At 71.1% G+C, this 26,341-nt stretch carries 16 protein-coding genes; 6 read left to right on the top strand and 10 right to left on the bottom strand.

Going from position 1 to position 26,341, the window contains the following annotated elements:
* Positions 1-3: 3 nt before the first annotated feature.
* The 5 genes from ACHBTE_RS09115 to ACHBTE_RS09095 form a co-directional block, all read right to left on the bottom strand.
* Complete coding sequence (locus ACHBTE_RS09115; protein ID WP_394723037.1) at positions 4-4,170, bottom strand: Eco57I restriction-modification methylase domain-containing protein; 4,167 nt, start codon at positions 4,168-4,170, stop codon at positions 4-6.
* Positions 4,170-7,406 (bottom strand): DISARM system SNF2-like helicase DrmD, encoded by a 3,237-nt coding sequence (drmD, locus tag ACHBTE_RS09110; protein ID WP_394723035.1) that lies wholly within the window; start codon positions 7,404-7,406, stop codon positions 4,170-4,172. Before drmD ends, ACHBTE_RS09115 begins: the two co-directional genes overlap by 1 nt.
* Before the next feature lie 169 nt (positions 7,407-7,575).
* Positions 7,576-9,150 (bottom strand): methionine--tRNA ligase, encoded by a 1,575-nt coding sequence (gene metG, locus ACHBTE_RS09105; protein ID WP_394723033.1) that lies wholly within the window; start codon positions 9,148-9,150, stop codon positions 7,576-7,578.
* 50 nt (positions 9,151-9,200) lie between these two features.
* Positions 9,201-10,916 (bottom strand): methionine--tRNA ligase, encoded by a 1,716-nt coding sequence (metG, locus tag ACHBTE_RS09100; RefSeq protein ID WP_394723032.1) that lies wholly within the window; start codon positions 10,914-10,916, stop codon positions 9,201-9,203.
* A gap of 193 nt (positions 10,917-11,109) precedes the next feature.
* Positions 11,110-12,894, bottom strand: a complete 1,785-nt coding sequence (locus ACHBTE_RS09095; protein ID WP_394723031.1) for a VWA domain-containing protein — start codon at positions 12,892-12,894, stop codon at positions 11,110-11,112.
* Positions 12,895-13,179: 285 nt separating this feature from the next.
* Here ACHBTE_RS09095 and ACHBTE_RS09090 point away from each other — a divergent pair, with 285 nt between their 5' ends.
* Positions 13,180-15,246 carry a PhoX family protein gene (locus tag ACHBTE_RS09090; protein WP_394723030.1) on the top strand — a complete coding sequence of 689 codons (2,067 nt, stop codon included), beginning with the start codon at positions 13,180-13,182 and terminating at the stop codon, positions 15,244-15,246.
* A 70-nt stretch (positions 15,247-15,316) separates the two neighbouring features.
* Here the strand turns inward: ACHBTE_RS09090 and ACHBTE_RS09085 are convergent, their stop codons facing one another.
* Complete coding sequence (locus ACHBTE_RS09085) at positions 15,317-16,264, bottom strand: LysR substrate-binding domain-containing protein (protein ID WP_394723028.1); 948 nt, start codon at positions 16,262-16,264, stop codon at positions 15,317-15,319.
* 175 nt (positions 16,265-16,439) lie between these two features.
* Here ACHBTE_RS09085 and snpA point away from each other — a divergent pair, with 175 nt between their 5' ends.
* The gene (gene snpA, locus ACHBTE_RS09080) at positions 16,440-17,105 is read left to right on the top strand and encodes a snapalysin (RefSeq protein WP_394723027.1); all 666 of its coding nucleotides are present in this window, start codon (positions 16,440-16,442) and stop codon (positions 17,103-17,105) included.
* A 94-nt stretch (positions 17,106-17,199) separates the two neighbouring features.
* Here snpA and ACHBTE_RS09075 read toward each other — a convergent pair whose 3' ends face one another.
* Positions 17,200-18,201 carry an endonuclease/exonuclease/phosphatase family protein gene (locus tag ACHBTE_RS09075; RefSeq protein ID WP_394723026.1) on the bottom strand — a complete coding sequence of 334 codons (1,002 nt, stop codon included), beginning with the start codon at positions 18,199-18,201 and terminating at the stop codon, positions 17,200-17,202.
* Between the two features lie 112 nt (positions 18,202-18,313).
* Positions 18,314-19,093: an alpha/beta fold hydrolase gene (locus ACHBTE_RS09070; protein WP_394723024.1), complete on the bottom strand. Its 780-nt coding sequence runs from the start codon at positions 19,091-19,093 to the stop codon at positions 18,314-18,316.
* 124 nt (positions 19,094-19,217) lie between these two features.
* On the opposite strand from ACHBTE_RS09070, the gene ACHBTE_RS09065 reads away from it, so the two are divergent.
* Positions 19,218-20,537: a PLP-dependent aminotransferase family protein gene (locus ACHBTE_RS09065; RefSeq protein WP_394723022.1), complete on the top strand. Its 1,320-nt coding sequence runs from the start codon at positions 19,218-19,220 to the stop codon at positions 20,535-20,537.
* Here ACHBTE_RS09065 and ACHBTE_RS09060 read toward each other — a convergent pair.
* Together ACHBTE_RS09060 and ACHBTE_RS09055 are read right to left on the bottom strand one after the other, a co-directional pair.
* Positions 20,452-21,387, bottom strand: a complete 936-nt coding sequence (locus ACHBTE_RS09060; protein WP_394723021.1) for a hypothetical protein — start codon at positions 21,385-21,387, stop codon at positions 20,452-20,454. The genes ACHBTE_RS09065 and ACHBTE_RS09060 overlap by 86 nt on opposite strands.
* Before the next feature lie 220 nt (positions 21,388-21,607).
* Complete coding sequence (locus ACHBTE_RS09055) at positions 21,608-22,114, bottom strand: hypothetical protein (RefSeq protein WP_394723020.1); 507 nt, start codon at positions 22,112-22,114, stop codon at positions 21,608-21,610.
* Between the two features lie 121 nt (positions 22,115-22,235).
* Between ACHBTE_RS09055 and ACHBTE_RS09050 the strand changes: the two genes are divergently transcribed.
* The 3 genes from ACHBTE_RS09050 to ACHBTE_RS09040 all read left to right on the top strand — a co-directional run bounded on the left by ACHBTE_RS09050 (position 22,236) and on the right by ACHBTE_RS09040 (position 26,338).
* The gene (locus ACHBTE_RS09050; protein WP_394723019.1) at positions 22,236-23,426 is read left to right on the top strand and encodes a PP2C family protein-serine/threonine phosphatase; all 1,191 of its coding nucleotides are present in this window, start codon (positions 22,236-22,238) and stop codon (positions 23,424-23,426) included.
* Between the two features lie 80 nt (positions 23,427-23,506).
* Complete coding sequence (locus tag ACHBTE_RS09045) at positions 23,507-25,606, top strand: hypothetical protein (RefSeq protein ID WP_394723018.1); 2,100 nt, start codon at positions 23,507-23,509, stop codon at positions 25,604-25,606.
* A 147-nt stretch (positions 25,607-25,753) separates the two neighbouring features.
* Positions 25,754-26,338, top strand: a complete 585-nt coding sequence (locus ACHBTE_RS09040; protein ID WP_394723017.1) for a tellurite resistance TerB family protein — start codon at positions 25,754-25,756, stop codon at positions 26,336-26,338.
* Positions 26,339-26,341: the final 3 nt, after the last annotated feature.

Genomic DNA, 26,341 nt, shown 5'->3' with positions numbered 1-26,341 from the left:
GGCTTAGAACAGGGCGTCCGGCTGAGGGAAGAGTCCGTCATCGTTGAAGTCCTCCGAGGTGTCGGCACTCTGGGGGGTGCGCGCGGCGGCCCGAGCTTTTGCCTTGGCCTTGCGGGCAGCAGCACGGCGCCGCTTGGCTTCCGGAGTGTGCAGGCCCTTTTCCATCTCTTCCTTGTAGCGGGCGTGGTTCAGCTCAAGGAGCAGGTCAAGAATTCGGGTCCGGGCCTCTGGTGACATGGTGTAACGAGTTCCGCGCCGTGTCTCGTGGAAGCCATAGTCTAGGTCGACGTCCCAGCCGTAGCTCGCCAGGATGGCGTGATCGATCCGGCGATGAATATCCCTGAGCATGACGATCTCGGCTGCTGACTCCTTGGGGGAGTGGATCCCCTGAGACAGCGGCGTCAAGGCGAGGCCCGTGCGCTTCTGGGCTGCTTCCAACTCCTTGCCCAGGTCGCCAAGCTGATCGTTGAGCCTAGGCAAAGGTAGGGGAACGCAGCAGGTGGTTGGTGTGTAAACGAGATCTGCTGTTCGGGTTGGGCCGTACTTTTCAGTCCACCAAAATTGAAACTCGCTGCTCCGAAAGGCTAGTTCTGCGTAGCTGTCTGTGGGGAAAACAACCAGCTTTTGATCGAAGACGGAATCGCGCGGCAGGAGCGCGGGGAGTTGGGTGCTGCTGGTCTGACCGATGGCGATCACCTGATCTAGGTGATCGATTGACTCGTAGAGCTGTGGGGCTCGTTCGGCGAACTGCCACCAGCGGTCGCGGCGAGCTGGCCTATTATTCTTTGCACGTACTGGCTTTACCTCCCGTTCTACGATTGCAAAGACGTCCTCGTATCGCGACGCCTCTTCCTGAGACCAGTCCCGGAAGTTGATAACCCAGCGGCGTGCTAGTGCACCTGTTCTTTGGTTGAGGTCGTCACCGTTGAAGTAGGGACGCAAGACTTGCTTGTTCCTGAGGTTCTTCTCGATGAGTGCCTGAGCCTGTTCGGGCTCGAGGAGGAATCCTGAACCCAGCACGTACGACCCGATGAAAGCCCGGTTCTCGTTTTCCACCAGCTGATGGGGTTTGCCCGATGCCTGTGAACGAGCGGTTAGCAGAGGAGTGATCCCATCCACCTGGTGGCCGTCCAAGAACACTGCTTCTGCTGGTCCCAGGTTCTGCGCGAGCCACACGAGGGCAACCTCAAGGTTGGCCGTCCCAGGCCAAGGCTGAGACTTGATTGCTCGGCTAACGGTCCAACCCTCTGCCGTGGCCTGCTCAAGCCCTACATCTCTGGTGTAGCCCTGAGCGATCGTGTTTGTCGCGATGATGCCTGTGCGCTGTCCCGGTGCGATCCTCAAATTCCGCAGCAAGAAGTAGGCACACAAGTCCGCATGCCCACGAGCACCGCCCGCCAGGCGATTGACCAGGTACTCCCGGTAATCCTGGCCCAGGGCCCCGGTGATCTTGAGTCCGCCCACAAACGGCGGATTTCCCACGACCACATCAAACCCATGGGAGCCCCCCACCCCCATAACCTCAGGAAACTCCAACGGCCAATGCAACGGCCGAACCGCCTCAGCCCGAGGCCCCTTCAACCACCCCGCGACAATCTCCCGCGCCTGAGCCTCCGCCTCCTCAGACCCGTCACCCTCCCCCAACGCCGTAGCCACCAGCCCCGCCACAGCCTCCAGCCGGTACCGATAGGCCCGGCTCTTCGCGTCCTCCTTGGCATCCCGGAACCGCGCAGCCCCCCGCGCCCCACCCACGTTCTCCTCACCGGAGATCTCGGACGCCTCCTCGTCGGAGATGCCCTCGGCAGCCAGCGCGGCCCCCACCACCGCGTCCGCCGCCAGCCGCAGCTTGCCGCTCAGCGCCTCTGCCTTCGCGAGCAGGTCCGCCTTGTCCCGGACGACACGGATATCTGTCACCGCAGTCGACTCGATCTTCCGCCGCAGCTCGGCGGCCTGCGACAGCAGCCCCTCCGTCCCCTCCAGCGCCCGCGCGACCTCGGCACTCAACTGCCGGTCCTGCCAGTCCAGATGGAACTGCCGGACCTGCCGTACGTCGATGACCCCGATCAGCGAGTCCCCACACCGCAACGCATGGTCCAGGAACGAGAACGGCCGCCCCTTCGCCAGCGTCACCAACCACAGCGACAGCTTGGCCAGCTCCACGGCCATCGGGTCACGGTCCACGCCGTACAGGCACTGGTCGGCCACCAACCGCCGCGCGATCTGGTGCAGTTGCTCGTGGTCGTCCCGGTCCACGTCCTTCGCGATCTCCGGTGGGAGTACGTCCTCCCGGAGCCACGCCTCCACCACCCGGTCCGACAAGTACCGGCACGCCGACACCAGGAACGCCCCCGAACCCATCGCCGGGTCCAGCACCCGCAGCTTCAGCAGCTCCTCGGCCTTCTTCGGCCGCCACACGCCGGGCGCCGCACCTTCCGCCGGACCCGGCGAGAAGCAGAGTGGAGCCAGCGTGTGCTCCACGACCTCCTCCGCCAGCGCCTTCGGCGTGTAGTGCGTGCCCGTGTCCCGGCGGTTGCCCGAGCGGACGACGATGACTGACCCCGCTGGCCACACCTTCGGCTCGCCGCGCAGATCGATGCCGTACAAACCCGAGAAGGCAGCCGCCCGCTCGACGAGCTCGACGTCACTGCCGCACGCCGTCTCCAGCTCGACCGTCACCGCACCGGACGACTTGGCCTGCGCCGCAGCCACCGTGGCCGGCTTGGTCCCCGCCGCCTCCGCCACCCGCTCCGCGAGCGTCCCGGCGGCCTCCCATTCCTCCAGCAGCTCCAGCCGCAGCACGGCCTCGTACTTCTTGTCCCGCCCGAAGGAGACCCCCACGTACGGCTCTTCCGCCCGGTGGCAGCCGTACTCCAGCAGACCCTCGTAGACATGGCCGATCTGCTCGACGTCCAGGCCCTTGTACGACAGGCGCTCCTTGCCCTTGAAGCCCTTGCGGGCGCGCAGGGTCAGAAGGGCGTCGAGGATCTCGTACACCACCCGGTCCGTCACCTTGGCCGGGACGAGCCACGGGAAGCGGGACGGGTCGAAGAGCGAGCCGCCGTACGGAGGGATCCACAGCTGGTCGTGCGTGCTGCCGCCGTGGATCGCGGCGAACACGGCGAGAAGGCGCGGCCAGGTCGCCTCGACCCGGTCGCCGAGTTCGTCGCCGTGCAGGCTCTGGGCCGTTGCCAGCTCGTCGTGCAGGGGGCCGACGGCGTACGACTTGCTGTACAGCTCCTCGCTGGAGGGCAGCAGGCGCTGCTCCTCGGCGTACAGGAGGAAGACCAGGCGCATCATGACAGTGAGCGCGCCTTCGTAGACCTGCTTGGCGGGTACGTCTCGCAGCAGCTCGCCCCGCGACTCCCTGTCCAGGCGGGACAACTCCGCGACCAGCAGCGACACCGCCTCCCGCACCTGGCGGCCCAGCGTGTCGGTGACGTCGGCCTGGGCGTCCACCGTGCGGGCGAACAAGCCCGCCGTCGAGTCAGTCGACTTGCCCTCCGCGTCGAGGGGCGGTCGGACCACCCGGCTCGCCGCGAGCAGGCTCGCGAAGGCGCGGGCGAGGATCGGCTCCTCGGTCCACAGGTCCGCGTCGAAGACGGCGACGGTCGTCGCCTCCTTCGGGCGGGCGTGGACCAGGGCCCACTCGCGGCCGTTGGTGAGCAGGGCCAACGGCACGTCGCGGGCGCGGCAGAGCTCGGCCGCCCGGTCGGCGAGGCCCGGTTGTTCGCCGCGCGGGCGGTTGAGGGGGCTCTCCCAGTCCTCCGTTCGGAAGAACAGGGCACGCGGGGCGGAGCCGCCGGAGCGTCCGGGGCCGAGGACGACCGCGTCGGGTGTGTTCGCGCCGGCGCGCAGTGACTCGGGGATCCCCGCGCCCTCGCGCAGGCCGGGCGCACGCCAGCCGAGCAGTTCGGTCAGGACGAACTTCTCCCAGGCTGGCCGCAGCAGGGCCGGGTCCTCCTGGACCTCCGCCCATGCCTGCCGCAGCCTCGCCCATGTCTCCGGCGGGATGGTGTCCAGGCCCTGCGGGAATGCGCCGACCAGCACCGGCAGCGACACGAACGGGCCGTCGGGGCGCAGCAGCCGCAGCCAGTCCTCGTGCTGCTCGGCGGGGGTGGGGACCGAGCCCTTCGGCGGGATCTTCCTGGCGGTACGGGCGGCGGTCGGCATCAGCGGTTCTCCTGGCGGGCGGTTGCTGAGAGGGAACGGGGGACGAGGAAGGTCACGGCGACCGGGAACCAGCGTGGCGAGGGATCGGCCCAGCGGCGGCGCAGCGTGGCCGTCTCTGTCTCCGTCACCTCTGGCAGCCGCCGCAGCCGCTCCAGCAGCGCCGCCCGGTCCGCGCGCAGCTGGCGGCGCTCGTCGTCGATGTCGAAGAGCGACTCCTGCTGCCAGTGTCCCGTGTCGTCCAGCCGGTCCCGGATCGAGCGGCCGAGGTCCTCCAGGATCGCCCGCATGCCCTCGACCTCCTGCTCGCAGCGTTCCGCGAGCACTGTCTCAAGGGAACGGAAGCGCCGGTTCGCCCGGGTGTTCAGGGCGCGTGCGAGACGCTCCTCCAACTGGGGCCAGAGATCCGTCAGTTCAGTCCCTACGGAGTCGGAGGGGAGTTCCTCCGTCGCCTCGGCCAGCCACCCATCGACGTCTTCCATCTTCGCGGCCACGAACTTTCCGGCCTCGATCAAGCCGCCCGCCGTGATCACCTCCTCGTGCAGCCGCGTCCCGCCACTGCCGGTGATGACCACCCGGCCGTGCGCCACCAGTGCCGGCTGCCGCAGGGCGCCGTCCGGCACCACCCGGGCCGTGACCCGGGACAGATGGGCTCCCGCGCCGCTCGACCACAGTTCGGCACGCAGCAGCCGCAGGCACATCTGCACCAGTCGGTGACCCAGGTGCATGTGGACCACGTCCGTACGGTCGCGGGCCTCGACCTCGTCGAAGACGACCGGGCGCTCCTTGCCGGTGAGCGGGTGGCGCAGGCCGTCGTTGCGGGCGCGCGCCCAGGCGCCGGGCAGCTCCGGCAGTCGGAAGCAGCGGGCGGCCTTGCCCTGCTTGGGGTCGGGGACCTCGGTGAGGTCCTTGCGGTGGGCCAGCAGCAGGCCCGTACGGACGACCCGCTCGACGGTCTCGGGGTGCAGGTGGAGCTGCTGGCGGCTGTCCGTCAGGGCGCCCACCAGATTCTCCAGGTCACGGGCAAGGTCACGCTCGACCTTCAGGACGGCCTTCCCGGACCGCTTCGTGATCTCGGCGTCGGCGGTCGTCCAGTTCGAACGGCGGCCCAGCATCTTCTGCTCGACCTGTGCGGCGATCACCTCGCCCGCACTGCCCAGGTCCTCGCGGATGCGCTCGGTCTTGCGGGCGGCGACGGCGAGGAAGTGCAGCTCGTCCTCCAGGGCGCCGTCCTCGTAGCCCGAGTCCGTCTGGTGGTCGTGCGCCGGGTCGAAACCCTGCCAGCCCTCCGGCACGAAGTGGAAGACGTCCACCTGCTCGGCCTTCTGGCCGTGCCGGTCGACGCGGCCGTTGCGCTGCTCCAGCCGGTTGGGGTTCCAGGGGATCTCCCAGTGCAGCACTCGGTGGCAGTGCGCCTGGAGGTTGATGCCCTCGCTGGCCGCGTCGGTGCCGAGCAGGATGCGGACGGGCGACAGGTCGGGGCTCTCCTGGAAGACCTGCTTGACCCGCTCGCGCTCCTCCTGGTCCTGGCCGCCGTAGAGCTGGGCAATCCGCTCCGCCGGGTACCCTGCCGCGATCAGCTGCCCGTACAGCCAGCGCTGGGTGTCGCGGTACTCGGTGAAGACGATGACCCGCTTCGGCTTCCACTCGCCCAGTGGGCCGTCCGGGCAGACGATTCCGTCCAGCCACTCCTGGAAGCAGGCGAACTTGGCGTCCGGGCGTTTCCCGGCGTCCACGGCCCAGGCGTCGAGTTCCTTGAGGAGCGTGTGCTCGCGGTCGGAGAGCGGACGCATGGCCTGGCGTGCCGCGGTGAAGGCGCGCGTCGCCGCCTCGGCCTGTTCCTGCTCGTCCTCCTCCTCGGCCTCCTCGATCCCGTTGATCAGCGGCCGCAGCACGCGGACGCTCGGGGCCGGTTCTTCCGCGGGCTCGACCTGCCGGGTCGTCATCGTCTTGAGATGGGTGTTGATGGTTTCCGCGAACGCCTTCGGCGACGACAGGAAACGCTTTTTCAGCAGGGTCGTCACGAAGTCGGCGGCCGTCCGGCCCGCCTTGCCGTCGCCCTGTCCGCCGCGGCGCGAGCGCGCGTACTCCGTCAGCTTGGCGTACGCCTCACGCATCGCCTCGCTGTACTCGACCTCCAGGGCGTGCGGTACGCGCCGGGGAAAGCGGGGTTTGCCGTTCCACAGCGGCGGCAGGTCCGACTTCATGCGGCGCACCATCACGCGGCGCAGCTGCTCCTCGGACGGCTTGATGCCACGGGCGAAACGGTGGTCGTCGAGTAGTTCCAGGAGCGCGGTGAAGGACTCCAGGTAGCCGTTGTGCGGGGTCGCGGAGAGGAAGAGGCGGTGCTCGCAGTGCGGCGCGAGCAGTTTCACGGCACGGGTGCGCTGCGAGTCCACCGCGTACTTGCCGGTGCCCGACGGCGCGCAGGTGTGCACCTCGTCCACCACCAGCAGATCGAAGGCACGCGGATACTCCGGCACCGGCGGCAGCAGCTCACGCAGCATCCGCAGCGGGCGCTCGCGCTTCAGCCAGTCGATCGAGACGATCAGGCGCGGGTGGTGGGTCCATGGGTTGGCGTACAGCCCGGCCGAGCGGCGCAGGTCGCGCAGCATCCTGGTGTTGACGATCCGGAAGTCCAGGCCGAACTTGTCCCGCATCTCGTCCCGCCACTGGAGGGTCAGGCCGGCGGGGCAGACGATCAGCATGGAGCGGGCGCGGTGGCGCAGCATCAGCTCCTGCATCACCAGACCGGCCTCGATGGTCTTGCCCAGACCGACGTCGTCCGCGATCAGCAGGTTCGTACGGGGCATGGACAGGGCGCGGACCACCGGATCCAACTGGTAGTCCTGGATCTCGACGCCCGAGCGGAACGGGGCCTGGAGTGCGGTCTTGTCGGCAGAGGCGATGGCTCCCCAGCGCACGGCGTCCAGGAAGGCGTCCAGACGTCCGGGTTCGTCGAAGCCGTCGGCGGGGGAAGGCAGCTCGTACTGGTCGTGTACGTCCGTAGCCTGCTCCAGCTCCCAGACCACCCGCAGTTCCTCGTCCCGACCGTCGCTCTCCAGCGACGACAGCGTGATCAGGTGGCTGGCGGCGGCTTCCGCGGCGCGAGCCGGGTCGTCGCTGGCGGCGGTCGACCGGAGGACGTCGGTGACCACCCAGGGGCGGTTGCGTACGGTCACGCGCTGACCAGGTGCCGGAGCAGGCGCGCCAGGCGTGTCCGGATCAGCCGACTGCATGACCATCTCGTTCGTCCCCCCACCTTGCACGGGCATCCCTTCCACCGCGGTCGTAAAAGTCTAGGTGCGGAATGGAAGGTGAAACTCGGGTCTGTCCAAAGTGCCCCGATTACGTGTGGGGGAAGTTTCGCCGGACCGACGGAGCCGGCGACGACCGGAGCCGGGGTCCTCAAGTGGTCGGCGACTCCTCCAGACGCGGAAACAGCATCGCGCCCTTGCTGACCCTCGTCCCGGCGGGGAGCCGGCCCCAGGTGGACGCACCCTGGATCCTCTGGTCCTGGAGGGGGCCCAGGGTGGCCTCCGCGCTCAGGGAGGCCCAGAGCCGCCCGGAGGTCTCCGGCATGATCGGCGCCAGGAGCACCGCGATCGCCCGCAGGGACTCCGCGGCCGTGTAGAGGATGGTGGCGAGGCGGGCGCGGCTCTCCTGCGACTCGTCCTTGGCGAGCTTCCAGGGCTGCTGGTCGGTGAGGTAGCCGTTGACCTGCTTCACGAAGTCGAAGACGGCCAGGATGCCGCCCTGGAAGTCCAGCTCGTCGCCGATCCGGCGGTCCGCCCGCGCGACGGCCTCGGTGAGGCCCGCCCGGATCGCCGCCTCGGTCGTGCCGTCGGCGGTGGCCCGCGGCAGCGTGCCGTCGAAGTACCTGCCGACCATCGCGGTGACCCGGGAGGCGAGGTTGCCGTAGTCGTTCGCCAGCTCGCTGGTGTAGCGGGCGGTGAAGTCCTCCCAGGAGAACGAGCCGTCCTGACCGAAGGCGATCGCGCGCAGGAAGTACCAGCGGTACGCGTCCACGCCGAAGTGCGCGGTCAGGTCCTGCGGCCTGATGCCGGTCAGGTTGGACTTGCTCATCTTCTCGCCGCCTACCAGCAGCCAGCCGTTCGCGGCGATCCTGCCGGGCAGCGGCAGGCCGTTCGCCAGCAGCATCGCCGGCCAGATGACCGCGTGGAAGCGGAGGATGTCCTTGCCTACGAGATGGACGTCGGCGGGGAACGTCGAGCCGAACTTGTCCGGGTTCTCGTTGTAGCCGACGGCCGTGGCGTAGTTGAGGAGGGCGTCCGCCCAGACGTAGAAGACATGGCCGTCGTCCCAGGGGACCTTGACTCCCCAGTCGAACGACGAGCGCGAGATGGAGAGGTCCTGAAGGCCGCCCCGGACGAAGTTCACCACCTCGTTGCGGGCCGACTCCGGCTGGATGAAGTCGGGGTTGGCCTCGTAGTGGGCGAGGAGGCGCTCACCGTACTCGCTGAGCTTGAAGAAGTAGTTCTCCTCCTTGAGGAGTTCCACCGGGCGCTTGTGGATCGCGCAGAGAAGGGTGCCGTCCTCCGCCTCGATCAGTTCGCCGGGGAGCTTGTACTCCTCGCAGGCCACGCAGTACGGGCCCTCGTAGACCCCCTTGCGGATCCGGCCGTTGTCGTACAGGTCCTGGTAGAACTCCTGCACCCGGTCCGTGTGCCGCTTCTGCGTCGTACGGAGGAAGTCGTCGTGGGAGATCTCCAGGTGCCGCCAGAGCGGCTTCCAGGACTCCTCGGCGAGCCGGTCGGCCCAGACCTGCGGCGGCACGCCGTTCGCCTCGGCCGCGCGCAGGATCTTCTGGCCGTGCTCGTCGGTCCCCGTGAGGAACCACACGTCCTCGCCCCGCGCGCGGTGCCAGCGGGCGAGGACGTCGGCCGCCACCGTGGTGTAGGCGTGGCCCAGGTGCGGGGCGTCGTTGACGTAGTAGATGGGGGTCGTGACGTAGTACGTCATGACCTCACTCCATCACACCCGCATCAGGGCCTTCACCTCGATTTCGCCGACTACGCCGCCTCGCCGCCGAAGCGCTCCTTGTACGCCTGGAGGTCGTCTTCCGTGAGCTTCGCGAACAGGACCGGAGGGACGGTGAAGGGGGTGCCGGCCGGGACCGAGTCCAGAGACCTGGCCTGCTCGGGGGTGACCCAGGTGGCGGTGTCGTCCGCGAGGGCGAACGCGCCGCGCATGGCGGCGGAGGAGGCCGGGATGAACGGCTCCGAGACCACCGAGTAGAGGTGGATCAGGTTCATCGCCGTACGGAGCGTCAGCGCGGCGCCGTCCTTGTCGGTCTTGATCTCCAGCCAGGGGGCCTTCTCCTCCAGGTAGGAGTTGCCGGCCGACCACAAGGCGCGCAGGGCGGCGGCTGCCTTACGGAACTGGAGGGTCTCCATGTGCTGCTCGTACTCGGCGAGGAGCTCGGCGATCTGCTCGCCCAGCCGCGCCTCCGCCGCACCGGCCTCGGCGCCGGCCGGGACCTCGTCGCCGAAGCGCTTCCTGGAGAAGGACAGGACGCGGTTGACGAAATTGCCGAGGGTGTCGGCGAGGTCCTTGTTGACCGTCGCGGTGAAGTGCTCCCAGGTGAACGACGAGTCGTCCGACTCGGGGGCGTTGGCGATCAGGAAGTAACGCCAGTAGTCGGCAGGGAGGATCTCCAGGGCCTGGTCGGTGAAGACGCCGCGCTTCTGGGAGGTGGAGAACTTTCCGCCGTAGTACGTCAGCCAGTTGAAGGCCTTGACGAAGTCGACCTTCTTCCACGGCTCGCGGATGCCGAGCTCGGTGGCCGGGAACATCACCGTGTGGAAGGGGACGTTGTCCTTGGCCATGAACTGCGTGTAGCGGACGTCGGTGTCGACGTCGTACCACCACGACTTCCAGTCGCGGTTCTCCGTGTCCTGGTCGGACCACTCCTTCGTCGCGCCGAGGTACTCGATCGGGGCGTCGAACCAGACGTAGAAGACCTTGCCCTCGGCCGCCAGCTCCGGCCAGGTGTCCGCCGGGACGGGGACGCCCCAGTCCAGGTCACGGGTGATCGCGCGGTCGTGCAGGCCCTCGGTCAGCCACTTGTGGGCGATGGAGGACGCCAGGTGCGGCCAGACGCCGTCGTGGCGGGCCACCCACTCCATGACCTCGCGCTGGAGCTTGGACTGGAGGAGGAACAGGTGCTTGGTCTCACGGACCTCCAGGTCCGTGGAGCCGGAGATCGCCGAGCGCGGGTCGAGCAGGTCGGTGGGGTCCAGGACGCGGGTGCAGTTCTCGCACTGGTCGCCGCGGGCCTTGTCGTAGCCGCAGTGGGGGCAGGTGCCCTCGACGTAGCGGTCCGGGAGGAAGCGGTCGTCCGCGGGTGAGAACACCTGGCGGATCGCGCGCTCCTCGATGAAGCCGTTCTCGTGCAGCTTGCGGGCGAAGTGCTGGGTGATCTCGACGTTCTGCTCGCTGGAGCTGCGGCCGAAGTAGTCGAAGGCGAGCGCGAAGCCGTCGTAGACCGCCTTCTGCGCGTCGTGCGCCTGGGCGCAGAAGTCCGCCACGGGCAGGCCCTGCTCCTTCGCGGCCAGCTCGGCCGGGGTGCCGTGCTCGTCCGTGGCGCAGATGTAGAGGACGTCGTGGCCGCGCTGGCGGAGGTACCGGGAGTACACGTCCGCCGGGAGCATGGACCCCACCATGTTGCCCAGGTGCTTGATTCCGTTGATGTACGGAAGGGCGCTGGTGATGAGGTGTCGAGCCATCGCGGGCTGCTCCCAAGTCGCTACGTGGGGTGACGGGCGCCGGGTTTCGGGGCGTCTGTCGTTGTTTTCGAACCTTGAAATCGTAGCCGACATGGGTGGGCCGCCCGCTTCCCGTTTTAAGGGGTGGGCGGGCGGCCGGGTGCGGGTCTGGGCGGGGCCGCTGGTGGGGCCGCTGGTCGGGGCGCTGGTGGGGCTAGGGGCGCCAGTTCGCGAGGATGCCCTCGTAGAGCTGCTTGTCGGTCAGTTCGAGGGGGGTCTCGCCCGCCATGAAGTGGGCCGTGTTGCCCGTCTTGAGCTTGCGCAGGTAGTCGAACGCCTTCTGCTCGGGGTCACCGAAGGCGACGAAGGAGAAGAAGACGGCGGGGTGGTCCTTCGCGGCCACGGTGAGGGCGTGGGTGGCGGGAGTCTTGGCGTCCGGGGCGCCGTCCGTCTGGAAGACCACCAGGGCGGGGGTCTCGGGGGACGTCTCGGTGTGGTGGGTGAGGACCTTCTCCACGGCCACGTGGTAGCTGGTGCGGCCCATGCGGGGGAGGCTCGCGTGGAGCTCGTCGATCTTGTTCTCGTGGTCGGTGAGGGTGAGCTCGCCGGTGCCGTCGAGTTCGGTGGAGAAGAAGACGACCTGGACCTTGGGCTCGGGGGCCGGGTCGAGGTGGGCGGCGAGGGCGAGGGTCTGGTCGCCGAGGGCCTGGGCGGAGCCGTCCTTGTAGTACGGGCGCATGGAGGCGGAGCGGTCGAGGACGAGGTAGACCTTGGCTCGGGTGCCGGTGAGGTCGAACTTCTCCAGGGCTGCGGCTGCGGCGCGGTGGGCTGTGCGGAGGGTTCGGGGGGTGGGGGCGGGGGTGGGGGTGCCTGTGCCTGCGGCGGCTGTGGGGGTCGCCTCGGCTTCGCCTTCGGCGTTTGTGGTCCCACCCGCACCACCCGTGCTGCTTTCGTCGTCAGCCGCGGGTGGCCCCTGTGGGGCGTCCTCGCCGACGGCGGCTGCGGGCGGCTCCACCGGGACCGGCGCCTCGGCTTCGCCTTCGGCGTTCGTGGTCCCACCCGCACCACCCGTGCTGCTTTCGTCGTCGGCTGCGGGTGGCCCCTGTGGGGCGTCCTCGCCGTCGGCGGCTGCGGGCGCGACCGCCTCCTCGGCTGCGGGCGCCTCGACGAGCGGCTCCTCGGCAGGCTCGTCCGCAGCCGGTGTCTCGGCGACCGGCTTCTCCGTCGCGGCCTCCTCAACAGCCGGCGTCTCCGCCACCGGATCCTCGACCGCCGCCGGCGTCTCCGTCACGGCCTCCGCAGGGGTCTGCTCCTCAGCCGCCGGCTCCGCGGGCGCCGTCTCCTCAACCGCCGGCGTCTGCGCCACGGCCTCCGTGGGCGCCGTCTCCTCGGCCGTCGGCGTCTCTGTCACCGCCTCCGCAGGGGCCGCCTCCTCAACCGTCGGCGTCTCCGCCACCGGATCCTCGATCGCCGTCGGCGTCTCTGTCACCGCCTCCGCAGGGGCCGCCTCCTCAACCGCCGGTGTGTCCGCCACCGGATCCTCGATCGCCGCCGGCGTCTCCGCCACGGCCTCCGCAGGGGTCTGCTCCTCAGCCACCGGCTCCGCGGGCGCCGTCTCCTCAACCGCCGGCGTCTCCGCCGCGGCCTCCGCAGGGGTCCGCTCCTCGGCCGCCGGTGTCTGCGTCGCCGGCGCCGTGGGCGTCGGCTCCTCGGCCGCCGTCGCGCCCGTCTGAGGCTCGGGGTGGGCGTCTGCCGGAGACGTCGGCTTCGGGACTGTGATGTTGTCGAAGGCCGCCGAGACCAGTTCGTGTTCCTCGTCGCCCGAGGGTTCCGCGGTGCGGGGTTCCGGGACCTGGGCCGTGGCCGGGGGCTGGGGTTCCGGGGACGGGGAGGGGAGTGTCGGCTGCGGTTCCGGCGAAGGAGTCGCACCCTCTGCTTCGGCGGTACGTCCCTTGCGTGACCGGCCGAATGCGTTCCGCAGGAGAGTGAGAATGCCCATGTGCGCAACCCTTCGCGTGAGTTGATGCCCGTAGATCCCTGGCCAGGACGGACACGTAAGGTTAGCGGCCCTCGGTAGCGATCTTGGGGAGGGGCGGGCGCGGTGGACCCCCTGCGTCAAGGCCGGATCGCGCCGAGTCGGGCGAGGGGCGCGCGTCGGGGCTCAACTGGCTTACGGACACCTCTGGTTCACCCGTCGTTCACGCCGTCGCTCCACTGCCGCACAAACGTGCCCCTAGCGTCCCCCACGCTGCACTTCATGGGGAAGCAGGGAGAAAGACACACCATGCGCATTCCGTTGCCGATCGTCCGCACGAACAGTGACTCGCACCACGGCGGCCGGGCCGCCCTGACCTGCCGGTTCCGGTGTGGTGACGCCTGTTTCCACGAGGTGCCCAATACCACCACGAACCCATACGTAGGCGACGTCATCGCCGAGGCCGTCAGCCGCCGTACGACGCTGCGCGCCGCCGCCGTCGTCACCGCGGCCGCCGCCGTGGGGGCCTCCGCCACCGTCGCCGCGCCGGAGGCGAAGGCCGCCGAGAAGCCCGCGGCGGGACCGCGTCACTCCCGGGGTGCGCGCGGTCTGCGCTTCACTCCCGTCGCGCCCAACACCGCTGATGCTGTGACGATTCCGGACGAATACGTACAGAACATCGTCATCCGCTGGGGCGAGCCCATCCTGCGGGGCGCGCCCGCCTTCGACCCGGAGAAGCAGACCGGCGAGGCGCAGTCCAAGCAGTTCGGCTACAACAACGACTTCCTCGCCCTGCTCCCGCTGCCGGGCGAGCGGGGCCGGCAGATCCTGGTCGCCAATCATGAGTACACCGACGAGGTGCTCATGTTCCGCGGGTACGACGCCGCCAACCCGACCCGGCAGCAGGTCGAGGTCGCGTGGGCCGCCCACGGGCTGTCCGCCGTCGTCGTGGAGGGCGACCGCAGGAGCGGGAAGCTCACGCCCGTGCCGCGGCACCCGCTCAACCGCCGGGTCACCGCGACCAGCGAGTTCAAGGTCACCGGCCCGGCCGCCGGCTCCGACCTGCTGAAGACCTCCGCCGACCCGACCGGCACCAAGGTCCTCGGCACCCTCAACAACTGCTCCGGCGGCGTCACCCCGTGGGGCACGACGCTGCACGGCGAGGAGAACTTCAACCAGTACTTCGCCAACGCCACCCGGGCCACCGACAAGCGGTACGGGCTCGGGACGGGCGCGAGCGAGCGCAAGTGGGAGAGGTTCGACAAGCGGTTCGACGTGGCGCAGGAGCCCAACGAGTCGCACCGGTTCGGGTACGTCGTCGAGCTCGACCCGTACGACCCCACCTCCAAGCCGCGCAAGCGCACCGCGCTCGGCCGTTTCAAGCACGAGGGCGCGACCGTGCGGCTGACCGACGACGGGCGGCCCGTCGTGTACTCCGGGGACGACGAGCGCTTCGACTACTTCTACAAGTTCGTCGGCAGCAAGCGGATGCGGAAGGGGTCGAGCCGGGCGGTGCGGGAGCACAATCTGTCGCTGCTGGACGAGGGGACGCTGTATGTCGCCAAGCTCACCGGTGATTCCCCCGCCATCGAGATCGACGGGACCGGAAAGCTTCCCGCCGACGGTGAGTTCGACGGCAGCGGTGAGTGGATCCCGCTGGCCACGGCGACGGCGAAGGGTGCCGTCTCGCATGTCGAGGGCATGAGCGCCGAGGAGGTGTTCGTCTTCACGCGTCTCGCCGGTGACAAGGTCGGCGCCACCAAGATGGACCGGCCCGAGGACATCGAGCCCAACCCGCACACCGGCAAGGTGTACGTCGCCCTCACCAACAACACCAACCGCGGTGTCGGCAGCAACGCCAAGGCCGACGAGGCCAACCCGCGCAACTCCAACAAGCACGGCCAGGTCCTGGAGCTCACCGAGCGCTGGAACTGCGCCGACAGCAAGAAGTTCGCCTGGAAGCTGTTCCTGGTGGCGGGCGACCCCGACGACCCGGCCACCTACTTCGCCGGGTTCCCGAAGAGCGACGTCTCGCCGATCTCCTGCCCGGACAACGTCGCCTTCGACTCCTACGGAAACCTGTGGATCTCCACCGACGGCAACGCCCTCGGCTTCCACGACGGCCTCTTCGGCGTCGCGACCCGCGGTGACCGGCGCGGTGAGCTCAAGCAGTTCCTGACGATGCCGAAGGGCGCGGAGACCTGCGGCCCGGTCATCCAGGACCGCCGGGTGCTCGTCTCCGTGCAGCACCCGGGCGAGATCGACGGTGCCACGGCCGAGAAGCCGCTGAGCGCCTGGCCCGACGGGGCCGGGAAGATCAACCGTCCGGCGGTGGTGGCGGTCTGGCGCAAGGACGGCTGCGACATCGGCGTCTGAGCCCCGGCCGATGGGGGGAATGCGGTCTTGGTGCGGTCGTAGGGACGGCCGTGGGACGGCCGCAGGACGGTCAGGGGAGGGCTGGGACCGGTGGTGGCTGCTTTTCGCCGTCGTGTTCCAGCCATTCCCGGTACGCCGGTGCCTGCCGGGCCGCCTCCCCGTACGCCTCGGCCAGCGCGGGATAGACGCCGTCCAGGTCCGTCTCCGTACGGCCCGCGAGGAGCAGGCGTACGCCGAGCGGGTCGCCGTGCAGGCGGCGTACCGCCATGTCGGCGCTGGAGGCGTTGGTCGGCTGGCAGACGGTGACCACCTCGCCGGTGGCGACCAGGGCGCCGGCCGTGTGGTAGTCGCCGTGCAGTACGTGGGGGTTGACGCCGGCCGCGCGGAACATCCTCTGCACGGCGTCCCACTCGCCGTCCACCGTGGGGTCGATCATCCAGCGGTCGCCGGCCAGGTCCCGCAGGTCGACCTCGGGCTTGGCCGCCGCCGGATGGTCGGCCGGCAACGACACGAACTGCGGTTCGCGTTCCATCAGCACCCGCAGCCGCAGCTCCGGCGGGATGCGCAGGGGGCTGCCTTCCACCTCGTGCACGAAGGCGACGTCCAGCTGGCCGTCGGCGACCATGCGCAGCAGGGCGTTGGGGGACACGTTCATATGGAGGGTGGGGTCCTGGCCGTGGCCGCGCAGCCTGCGCAGCCAGCCGGCCAGGGCTTTGCTGGCCGTCGAGCCGATGCGCAGCTGCGGGCCGCCCACCGCGGCTGCCCGGGCCTCGGCGACGAGGGCACGCATGTCGGCCACCAGGGGGCGGGCGCGGCTGAGGACCAGGCGGCCCAGTGGGGTGGGGCGGCAGCCGGATCGCGTGCGCAGGAACAGCGCGCCGCCGAGCTCCTGCTCGATCCGCCGCAGCTGAGTGCTCAACGACGGCTGGGCGACCCCCAGTTGGCGAGCGGCCCGGTGCAGACTGCCGGTGTCCGCTATGGCGCACAGCGCGCGGAGGTGTCTGACCTCGAGGTCCATGCCCTCGGAGACTAAAGCGGAATCAAGGCTTTCACCAGCCATACAAATCCCCTCGGATGCCTGCCAATTGGGCCCCCGATAGGGCTGGGCTATCACCGGTTGCCATCATCACAGCGGGCCCACAGGGGCCGAAACTCACGTGTTGAACGACTCACCCCCCACCTAGGAGTCTTCAATGCGTATCCGTACGTCCCTGTCCGCCCGTACGGTGGCGGTCCTCACCCTCACTCTCGCAACGGCCGGCCTCGGCACGGCGGTTCCCGCTTCCGCCGCCACTCCCGGTCACGCCGGGTTCGTCACGAAGTCGGCGGAATCACCGAAGTCGGACGCGAGCGAGGCGTTCTTCCAGGCCGTACTGAAGTCCGTGGCCGAGAAGCGCGCCGCGAACCCGAGCCTGAAGGCCGTCACCGTCGTCTACGACGCCTCCCGCGCGCCGACGTTCAGCGCGCAGATAGCCCGCAGCACCCAGATATGGAACAGCTCGGTGTCCAACGTCCGGCTCCAGCAGGGCTCGAACGCCGACTTCACCTACCGCGAGGGCAATGACCCGCGCGGCTCCTACGCCTCGACCGACGGGCACGGCAACGGCTACATCTTCCTCGACTACCGGCAGAACCAGCAGTACGACTCCACCCGCGTCACCGCCCACGAGACCGGTCACGTCCTCGGTCTGCCCGACCACTACGAAGGCCCGTGCAGCGAGCTGATGTCGGGCGGCGGCCCGGGCCCGTCCTGCACCAACGCCAACCCGGACGCCAACGAGCGGGCCCGCGTGAACCAGCTGTGGGCGAACGGCTTCGCGGCGGCCATGGACAAGGCCCTGCAGAAGTCCGCGCGCTAGTCAGCCGGAACCCACCCCCCACACACGGCGCGGTCGCCCTCCTGCACGGGGCGGCCGCGCCGACATGTTGCCCCACGCCCGTCCCTGACGGCTGTCACCTTCTGTCGTGCAGGGTGACGTCGGTGAGCACGGCCCGGTGGTCGGTGTCGGCCAGGTCCAGGAAGCGGGTGGTGCCGACGGAGAAGTGGGCGGACACGAGCACATGGTCGATCTGCGCGCCGAGCGTCGGTGCCGACCGGGCCGGCCAGCTGGGCGTGCGGTCGTGGCCGGTGAGGCGGGCGGCGTCGCGCAGGCCGGTGTCCAGGATGTGCCGGAAGACGGCGTGGTCCTGGGAGGCGTTGAAGTCCCCGGCGAGGATCAGGGGCTCGCGGCCGGCCGCGGCGGCGAAGTCCCGCAGCGCACCGAGTTCCCGGCGCCATGCGTCGACCTCGCCGGGCAGCGGCGGCATCGGATGCGCGAGTTGCAGCCGTACGGCGTGCCCGCGGACGTCGGCGACGGCGCCGGGCATGGCCATGGCGCCGTCGACCCCCTCGGCCGGCTTCAGCGGGAAGCGGCTGAGGACGACCGACCCCGCCGAACCGTCGGCCACGCGTGCCACCCGGTGCGGATACTCGGCGCCGAGGGCCGTGCGGAGCGTGGCGTCGCAGCTGTGCTCGCACTCCTGGACGAAGACCAGGTCCGGCTTCTCGCTGCGGACGGCGGTGACGAGGGCGTCGGTCGCGTGCCCGAACTCGAGGTTCGAGGTCAGCACCCGGAAGGACGCGAGCGGTGGCCCGCCCGCCTGCTCGCTCGTTCCGTACGGCTCGATGAACCACGCCAGCAGCCCCAGCACGACCACGCCCCAGCACAGGCCGGTCCACCAGCGGGTGAGCAGGCACAGCAGCAGCGCGCAGCCCGTGGGGACGAGCAGCCAGGGCAGGAAGGCGAGCAGCTGGGGGACCGGGGTGATGCCGTCGGTGTCGAGGGTGCGGCATCCCACGACGACGGTGACGCAGACGAGGAGGAAGGCGGCGAACCACCGCCCGGTCCGGCGTCCGGGGCGCCGACGGGGCCTGTCGTCCGGGGGCGAGGTCCACCCGGCAGCCGCAGTCTCCAAGTCCGGGCCTTCCGCTCGTGGGTGGGATGCCCGGATTCTCCCTCAAGGACGGGGCTCATGAGTGAAGGTCGTGCGCAGGCCGAGCCGGGGGCGGGGTGAGGCGGGGTGCGGATCATCCGTCGATGCGGGTCAGGAACGCCTCCAGCGCCGCGTCGAACTCCGCCGGCCGTTCCAGGTTCGGCATATGGGCTGCCCGCGCGATCACCCGCAGTGTCGAGTCGGGGAGTGCCGCGTGCATCGCCTCCGCGTCGCGGACCGGTGTGAAGGCGTCGTCCTCGCCGACGACGACCAGGGCGGGGACCGTGACCCGGGTGAGCAGGTCCCGGTAGTCGGGACGTTCAGCGCGCCCGCGCAGGGCCGCCGCGGCGCCCTCTGGGGGCGTCGCCGTCATCATGCGGTGGACGTGCGCCTTGACCTCGGCGTCGGCGTACGGCGCGACCATCTTCTCCAGCACTTCGTCGGCGTACGAGCGCATGCCCTCGCGCAGCAGCCGGTCCGCCATGGCGCCCCGGGCCCGCCTGCCCTGCGCGCTCTCCGCGGCGGCGAAGGTGTCCGCCAGGACCAGGCCCCGGATGCGGCCGGGGAAGCGGGCGTAGCACTCCATGGCGATCTGGCCGCCCATCGACAGGCCCGCCAGGACGAACGCCTCCACCTTCAGGTCGTCCAGGAGCGCCTCGATGTCCCCGGCGAAGTCGGCGAGGCGGGTGATGCCGGGGACGACCGGCGAGGAGCCGTAGCCGCGCAGATCGGGGGCGACGACCCGGCGGGCGGTGGAGAACGCCTCGATCTGCGGGGTCCACATCGTGTGGTCGAAGGGATGGCCGTGGACGAGAACGAGGGGGACCGAAGAGGTCTCGGTGCCTTTGTCCTCGTATGCGAGGAAGGGGCTCATGTGAACGACCCTAGAGCGGCTCAACTCCTCGGTGCAATAAGATCTTTGCCCTCGGTGCAATCGAGGGAGCGGCGCCCGGAAGGGCGGGCAGCGTTGAAGTCGAAAGGGTGCAGGGGGCAAGCTCATGGAGGACTACCGGCGTCTCGCCGACCGCGTGGCCGACGGCATCGCCTCCGGACGGCTCAAGCCCGGAGAACGACTGCCTCCGCAGCGCGTGTTCGCCCGCCGGCTCGGCATCGCCGCCTCCACCGCGGGGCGGGTGTACGCCGAACTCGTACGGCGCGGGCTGGTCGTCGGCGAGGTCGGCCGCGGCACCTTCGTACGGGCCGCCCCCGAGGGGACCGGGCGGTCCCTCGTCGAGGCCGCCACCGAGGCGCCGGTCAACCTGGAGCTCAACTACCCCTCGGCGCCAGGCCAGTCGGAGCTGATCGCCCGCTCGCTCGCACCGCTCCTGCGCGCCGACGTGCTGACCGAGGCCCTGCGCCCGGCCGCAGCCACCGGCACCCCCGAGGCCCGTGCCGCGGCGGCGTCCCTCCTCGCCACCCCGGGCCACAGCCCCGCCCCCGACCAGGTCCTCTTCACCGGCAACGCCCGCCAGGCCATCGCCGCCGCTCTTGCCGGTCTGGTCCGGCCGGGCGGCCGGGTCGGCGCCGAGGCGCTGACGTATCCCGTGGTCAAGGAGATCGCCGCCCGGCTCGGCATCACCCTGGTGCCCCTGGCCACGGACGCGGAGGGCCCGCTACCGCGGTCCGTCGCCGCCGCCCACCGCACCGCTCCCCTGGCCGCGCTGTATCTCCAGCCGACCCTGCACAATCCGACGTCGGTGACGACGAGCCCCGAGCGCAGGCGCCGACTCGCCGCCCTGGCCGTCGACTTGGACATCCCGGTCGTCGAGGACCGCATCTGGTCGTACCTCACCGACGACGACCCCCTCGCCGTGCACGCCCCCGGTCTCGTCCATGTCGTCGACGGCCTCTCCAAGCGCGTCGCCCCCGGGCTCAGCGTCGGCTTCCTCGTGGTGCCCGAGGGGCGCGTCGAGGCGGTGGCGGGCGCCGTGCGGTCGGGTGGGTGGAGTGCCGGACGCTTCGCGTTGGAGGCGGCCGTGCGGTGGATCGGGGACGGAACGGTGCGGCGGCTGGTCGCGGCCAAGCGCGCGGACGCGGCGCACCGGCAGCGCCTCGTCGGCGAGGAGCTGGGCGCATTCGCCGTACGGTCCGATCCCCGGGCCGGTTTCGCCTGGTGGGAGCTGCCCGCGCCCTGGCGGGCCGACACCTTCACGGCCGCCGCCGCCGCGCACGGGATCGCGGTGACGCCGGGCCCCGCCTTCGCCGTCGACCCCAGCCGCACCCCGGACGCGGTCAGGCTCGGGCTCGCGTCGGCTCCTGAGCCGGATCTGCGGCGGGCGCTGCGGACACTCGCCGGCGTCGCGCGAACAGGCCCATGAGTCGGCAGCCGAGGGCGACCGCCAGACCGAGCGCGATCAGCAGCCAGGACACCGTGCGCAGGGTCTCGGTCAGGGCGTCGTAGACCGCGCCCGCGGCCGGGCGGTGGGCGGCCTCGGGCAGGTCGGCCAGCGTGAGCCGGCGGCCGATCGCCACCGCGAGCAGCAGAAAGGCGCCGCCGAGAGCCGTGCCCAGCGCGGTCGCCGTGATCGCGCGACGGCGGCAGGCGGCGACCGCGACACCGGTCGCGGCGAGGACGGCGGCCGAGACAGGCAGCCAGAAACCGGCGACCTCCAGCACGTGGTACCCCTTCCTGAGCCGGTCCAGCTCCTCGGCCGGGAGCACGGCGACCTCGGTGTGCTCGACCGGGATGTGCTGGGCGAACGGCACGTCGTCCTCGGTGAGCCGGCGTTTGACCTGGGCGGTGACCGGGGCCAGATCGACGGTGACCGCACGGGCGCGCCCGTCCCTCAGGGCGCTCAGCACGGCGTCGTGGACCGCCCTGTTCCCGCCCTCCCAGGCCGTGCGGAAGGCATCGGTCCGGGTGAACGAGCGCACCGCGTCCCGTACGAAGGGCCGCACGGCACCGCGCTCGTCACGGGCGCCGAGCTCACGGGCGCCGAGCTCGTCCTCGAGCCGGGGAGCGACCTCCCGCATGATCCCGTCCCCGACGGTGTCCGCCACCGCGCCCTGCACGGCCGGATCCGCGGCGAGCGGGGCCATCGCGGTGACATAGCGCCCGGTGTCGGCCAGTCCGTACGCCACCCAGGCCGCGAGGGCCCCGAAGGGCACCAGGAGGCACGCCAGCGCGATCAGCGCCGCCGACAGGGCGTTCCGCAAAGGGGTGGGCACCCTCTCAGGCAAGGAGCACCGGGGCGGGGGCGCCAGCCGCGTGACTGCATACGGCCGCACCGAAGCGCTCTCCGGTGGAGAGTTCACCCGAACGGGTGTCTCATGGATCAGGAGCGCCCAGCGGAGTCCGAGGGAGCGAGCAGGGCGCTCACGTGGGTGGATGAAGGGGAACGGTTCGGCCCCGGCGCGCAGCCGGGGCCGAACCGCGGGCCGGGAGACCTCAGCCGATCCGGCGGCCCTGGGCGTCCTCGTGGGTGTAGTACCGGTAGAACAGCACGACGAAGCAGCCCGCGCCGATCACCGCCCCCAGGATCGCCGAGCTGAGCACGGTCTCGCTGCTCTGGCTGTACAGGAACCCGCCCGCGCTGCCGGCGAACGCGGCCCACAGCAGCGCGTGCAGCTCGCGCCTCAGATGAGGGGCCAGGGCGTGCAGAGCGAGGTAGAGCGCCGCGAACACGATCGCGGTGACGAACCCGAAGAGCAGGTTCCAGCCGGTGATCTCCCCGCCGAAGCGCTGGTTCGCCGCGCACCAGTAGCCATAGACGAGGCCGAGGACGATCGCCACGCCGATGTGCGCGATCCGGTGCGTCTGCGCGCCGAAGACATCGGGCGCACGGCGCGGACCACTCGTACCGGTAGTGCCGGACGGGCCGCTCCCACCGGTCGCTCCGATCGCCGTCGTCGCCCGTCCGGCCTGTCCGCCGGGCAGGGGTGCCGCATGAGCCATGGGAGCACTCCTCTCTCCTCGCCCCCGCCATCCAGGGCACACCTGTGGCCGGGCCGCGGCAAGTCGTACGGGCCCGGGCACCCGGATGCGGTGGGTCGGACGGCGTGCTTCGCTGAGGCTCATGAGGGCCGTCAGCGACGGTGGAGCCAGCCCGCTGGGCAGCGCGCGCCGGCCGCAGCTGCTGCGTGTGCGAGGCCGCAGCGTCGCCTGGGTGCCCCCCTTGCTGCTGCTCATCGCCATCGTGGCGGTCGACTTCCGCACCAGCAGCGACTTCCGGATCCTGTCCTGGACCGTGCTGGTGCCCGGTATCGCCGCCGCGATCTGCGGGGTGTGGGGGACGGCCGCGTTCGCGGTGCTCGCGCCCGCCAGCTATGTCGCCGCGGACGCCTTTCTGCCGCACCAGTACGAGGCCGGCCTGCCCGACCTGGTCCTAGCCGGCCTCGGTGGTGTCCTCGCCACGCTGGCCTGCGTGGTCCGGGTGCGCGGCGAGCAGCGCATGCTGCACATGCAGGACGTCGCCGAGACCATCCGCCGTACCGTGCTGCGCCCGCTGCCGCCGGGCTGGGGCGGCCTGGATCACGCGGAGGTGTATCTCGCCGCGGACAGCGAGGCCAGGGTCGGCGGCGACTTCTACGACATCCAGGCCGGCCTGCACGGCACTCGCGTCATCCTCGGCGACGTCCAGGGCAAGGGGCTCGGCGCGGTGGAGGCGGCCTCGGCCCTGCTCGGCACGTTCCGGGAGGCCGGCTATCACGAGCCGGAGCTGGCGACGGTCGCGTGGCGGCTGGAGGTGCGGATGCAGCGGCACATCCGGATGCGCACCGCCCTCGGGGGTGAGGAAGGGGACCGGTTCGCCACCGCCGTGCTGCTCGGCTTCCCCGAGGAGCGGCCGGATGCGCTGGACGCCGTCGTCCTCGGCCACGACGCCCCGCTCGTCGTGTGCCACGACGGCGTACGGCCCCTGCCGCCCGGGCACGGCCTGCCCCTCGGCTACGGCGGACTCGCCCCCGACGAAGGGCCGCCGCCGGTGCTGCGGGTGCCCCTCGGGCCCGGCGAGACGCTGCTGCTGACCACGGACGGGGTGACCGAGGCCAGGGACGGCGACGGCGTCTTCTACCCGCTCGCCGACGAGGTCGCCGCCGCGGTCGCCGCCGATCCGGAGCTCGTGCAGCCGCAGCGGCTGGTGGGGTTCGTGCGGGAGCGCACGCTGCGGCACTGCGGCGGCCGTCTGGGCGACGACACCACCGTGTTCGCGGTGCGCAGGACAGCCGCTGCGGGGAACGGGACCACCAGCGCCCGAAAAGAGCCCTGAGGCCGTCCGGAGATCCCGCTTTGCAGCCGCACCGGTTACGGTGCTGCCGTACGTGATCGACGGGGGATGGGGAGGGACCGATGCCCGGAACCGTTCTGCTGCTGGCCGCCGCACCGGCGGGCAAGGGGTGTCTGGTGGACGCCGCCTCCGTGCTTCCGGTGCTCGCCGCGGTGCCACCGGCGGTGCTCTCCGGCACGGACACGGCGAACGTCATCGAACTGGCCGACCCCCTGGAACCCCAGGCCGTCCTCACCCGCCTGCGCGCCGCCGCGGTCGCTCCCGGCCCGCTGACCGTGTTCGTCACCGGCCAGCTGCAACTGGACCGCCGCCAGCACCTGCCCCACCTCGCGCTGGCCCGGACCACCCCGTCGACGGTCCGCTACACCGGCTTTCCCTGGCACTGGATCCGTGAGGAACTGCGCCTGCGCGCACCGGGTTCGACCTCCCTCCTCCTCGACCTGCACGCCGACGCCGAGACCTGGGAGTGGCTGCGCGCCAACCCCCTCGACTCGGGCCGCAACAACGCGGTGTACGGCCGTGTCGCCCCGCCACCGCAGCGGCGCCGGGTCGCGGGACCGGCGTACATGAAGGCCGTCGCGACCCTCCTGCGCAGCGGCCACCGCCCGCCCCTGGACCAGCTCCACCAGCAGGCCCTCTCCCGCACCACCCCCGACGGCGGCCCGGCCACCGACATCGTCCTGACGGCCCAGCAGGCCCCCCAACTCCCCCCACCCTCCCTGCCCCTGGCCCCCGGCTTCCAACCAGCGACCCCCCACGCCCAGCCACTCCCGACCCCGGACCTGCAGCCGGGCCCGCCCCACGGCGGCTCGCAGGGTCTGCCGCACGGCGCCCCGGAGGGACTGCCTCACGGCGCCCCGCGGGGTCTGCCCGCGATGCCCGCCCAGACGCCCCCGCAGAGCCGGCCGCTCCCTGCGGCTGCCCCCGCCCCGGCTCCCGTGCCCGCTTCGGTGACGGCACCTCGGCCGGGTGCTGTACAGGTCCCTGTGGCGAGTGCCGTGGGGGTGCCTGGGGCGGGTGCGGATCAGGACTTGGCTGTGCGTGTCGTGGGGGTGCCTGGGGCGGGTGCGGATCAGCACTCGGCCGCCGCAAGTGCCGTGGGAGTGCCTGCGGTGAGCCCGGATCAGAAGCAGGCTGCGAGTCCCGCGCCGGCTGCCGTCCCGGATTCAGTCCGGAGCGGGAGCCTGCCGGAGCCGACCGAGCCGCAAACCCTGCAACTCCCCGCGCTGACCGCTCCGCTCGCTGAGCCGTCTCCTTCGGCTGAGAGCGCGCACTCTGCGTCCGCACATGCACCCGCACCTGCCTCGGCCCCGACCGCCACGGCAGGTATCGACGCCGGTGCCGACGCCGCGGCGTCTTCCGCGCAGCCCCTCGCCCACGCCCGTGTGGCGGGTGCAGCCCTGGGCGCAGCGCAGTCCCCCACGCCCGCGCCAGGGCCGGGTGCCGCGCTGGGTTCGGCGGAGCCGTCCGCGCCTGTGCCGGCGGCGACTCCAGCCCCGAGTTCGCTACAGCCCCCGGCGCACGCCCTCGCGGCGAGTCCAGCCCCGACTTCCGCGCAGCCCCCCGCGCACGCCCTCGCGGCCACTCCGGCCCCGAGTGCGGGAGAGCCCCCCGCGCTCGCCCTCGTGGACGGTGCCACCCGGATCTCCGCCGACGCCATTCCCCCGATCCCGACCCGGGCCCCCGCCCCGGCCTTCGCGCCCGCCCCGGCCTCCGCGCCAGCCGCCGCAGACGTCGCCGGTGATCCGCACAGTGTCATCAGTGCCGCTGTGGAGGCCGGGCGGCATGGGGAGGCCGATGCGTTGGCCGCGCATCATGAGCTCGTAGCCATGCGGGCCCATGGGCATGCCTCCGAGGAGGCGTGGCACTGGATCGAGGTGCGGGCGGATCTGGCGATGCTGGCGGGGGACGCGGTGCGCAGTTGCCGGAGTTGGCTGACGGTCGCCTCGGCTCGGCTCTCCGCGGGGCAGAGCCCGGACCTGCCGGTGGTGCAGGCCGCCGTGGACCGGGCCCACCACCAGTGGGGGCAGATCCACGACACGGCGCTCGCGCAGGAGCTGGGCGGCCTCCTCGCGGAGCTGCGCGGCCGGGTGCCCGGCCGTCGGCGGGGCGCCCTGGAGAACGTCCACGAGCGGCTGCGGCAGCTTCAGGTCAGTGGCTGACGGACGACCCGGCCGGCCAGGATGATCGGGCCGTCCGGGGGCGGCTTGGAACTTCCGGTCATGGGCAGACGTTGATCGGGGTAGTGCGTGCGAGCGGGGTCATGACCGATGACCCGGATGACTCCGACGAATACCGAGGTGACGTCAATGGCGCTGTTCGACCGGCTCAAGGACCAGGCGAAGAATCTCCAGCAGCAGGTGCAGGGGGGCCACGGAGCGAGTGGCGGGCACGGCGGGCACGGCGGGCAGGCCGGACACGGCGGCTCCCGGTCCGGCGGCTCGCGGGGCGCGTCGCGCGCCCAGCTGGTGGGCCTGCTCAAGACCCAGCTCGGCTCCCTCAAGACGGAGCTGAAGAGCGGGGCGTACCGGGACGCCAGCATGGCGATGTGCGCCCTGGTCGCGGCGGCGGACGGTCATGTGGACCCGTCCGAGCAGCAGCAGATGGAGTCGATGATCCTCAGCAACGAGGTCTTGCAGAACTTCCCGCCGGACCAGCTGCGCCAGCGTTTCAACAAGCACGTGGACCTGTTGACCCGCAACTTCCCGCAGGGCAAGGCCGAGGCGATGCAGGAGATCGCCAAGGCCGCGAAGAAGCCCACCGAGGCGCGGGCGGTCATCCAGACCGGCATCGTCATCGCGGGCGCCGACGGCTACTTCTCGCAGTCGGAGCAGGAGGTCCTCAGAGAGGCATGCGCGGCGCTGGGTCTGTCCCCGGCGGAGTTCCAGCTCTGACGG

The organism is Streptomyces sp. M41, assembly GCF_043673425.1.
GTDB lineage: Bacteria > Actinomycetota > Actinomycetes > Streptomycetales > Streptomycetaceae > Streptomyces.
This window is presented reverse-complemented; position numbering and strand designations above follow the sequence as displayed.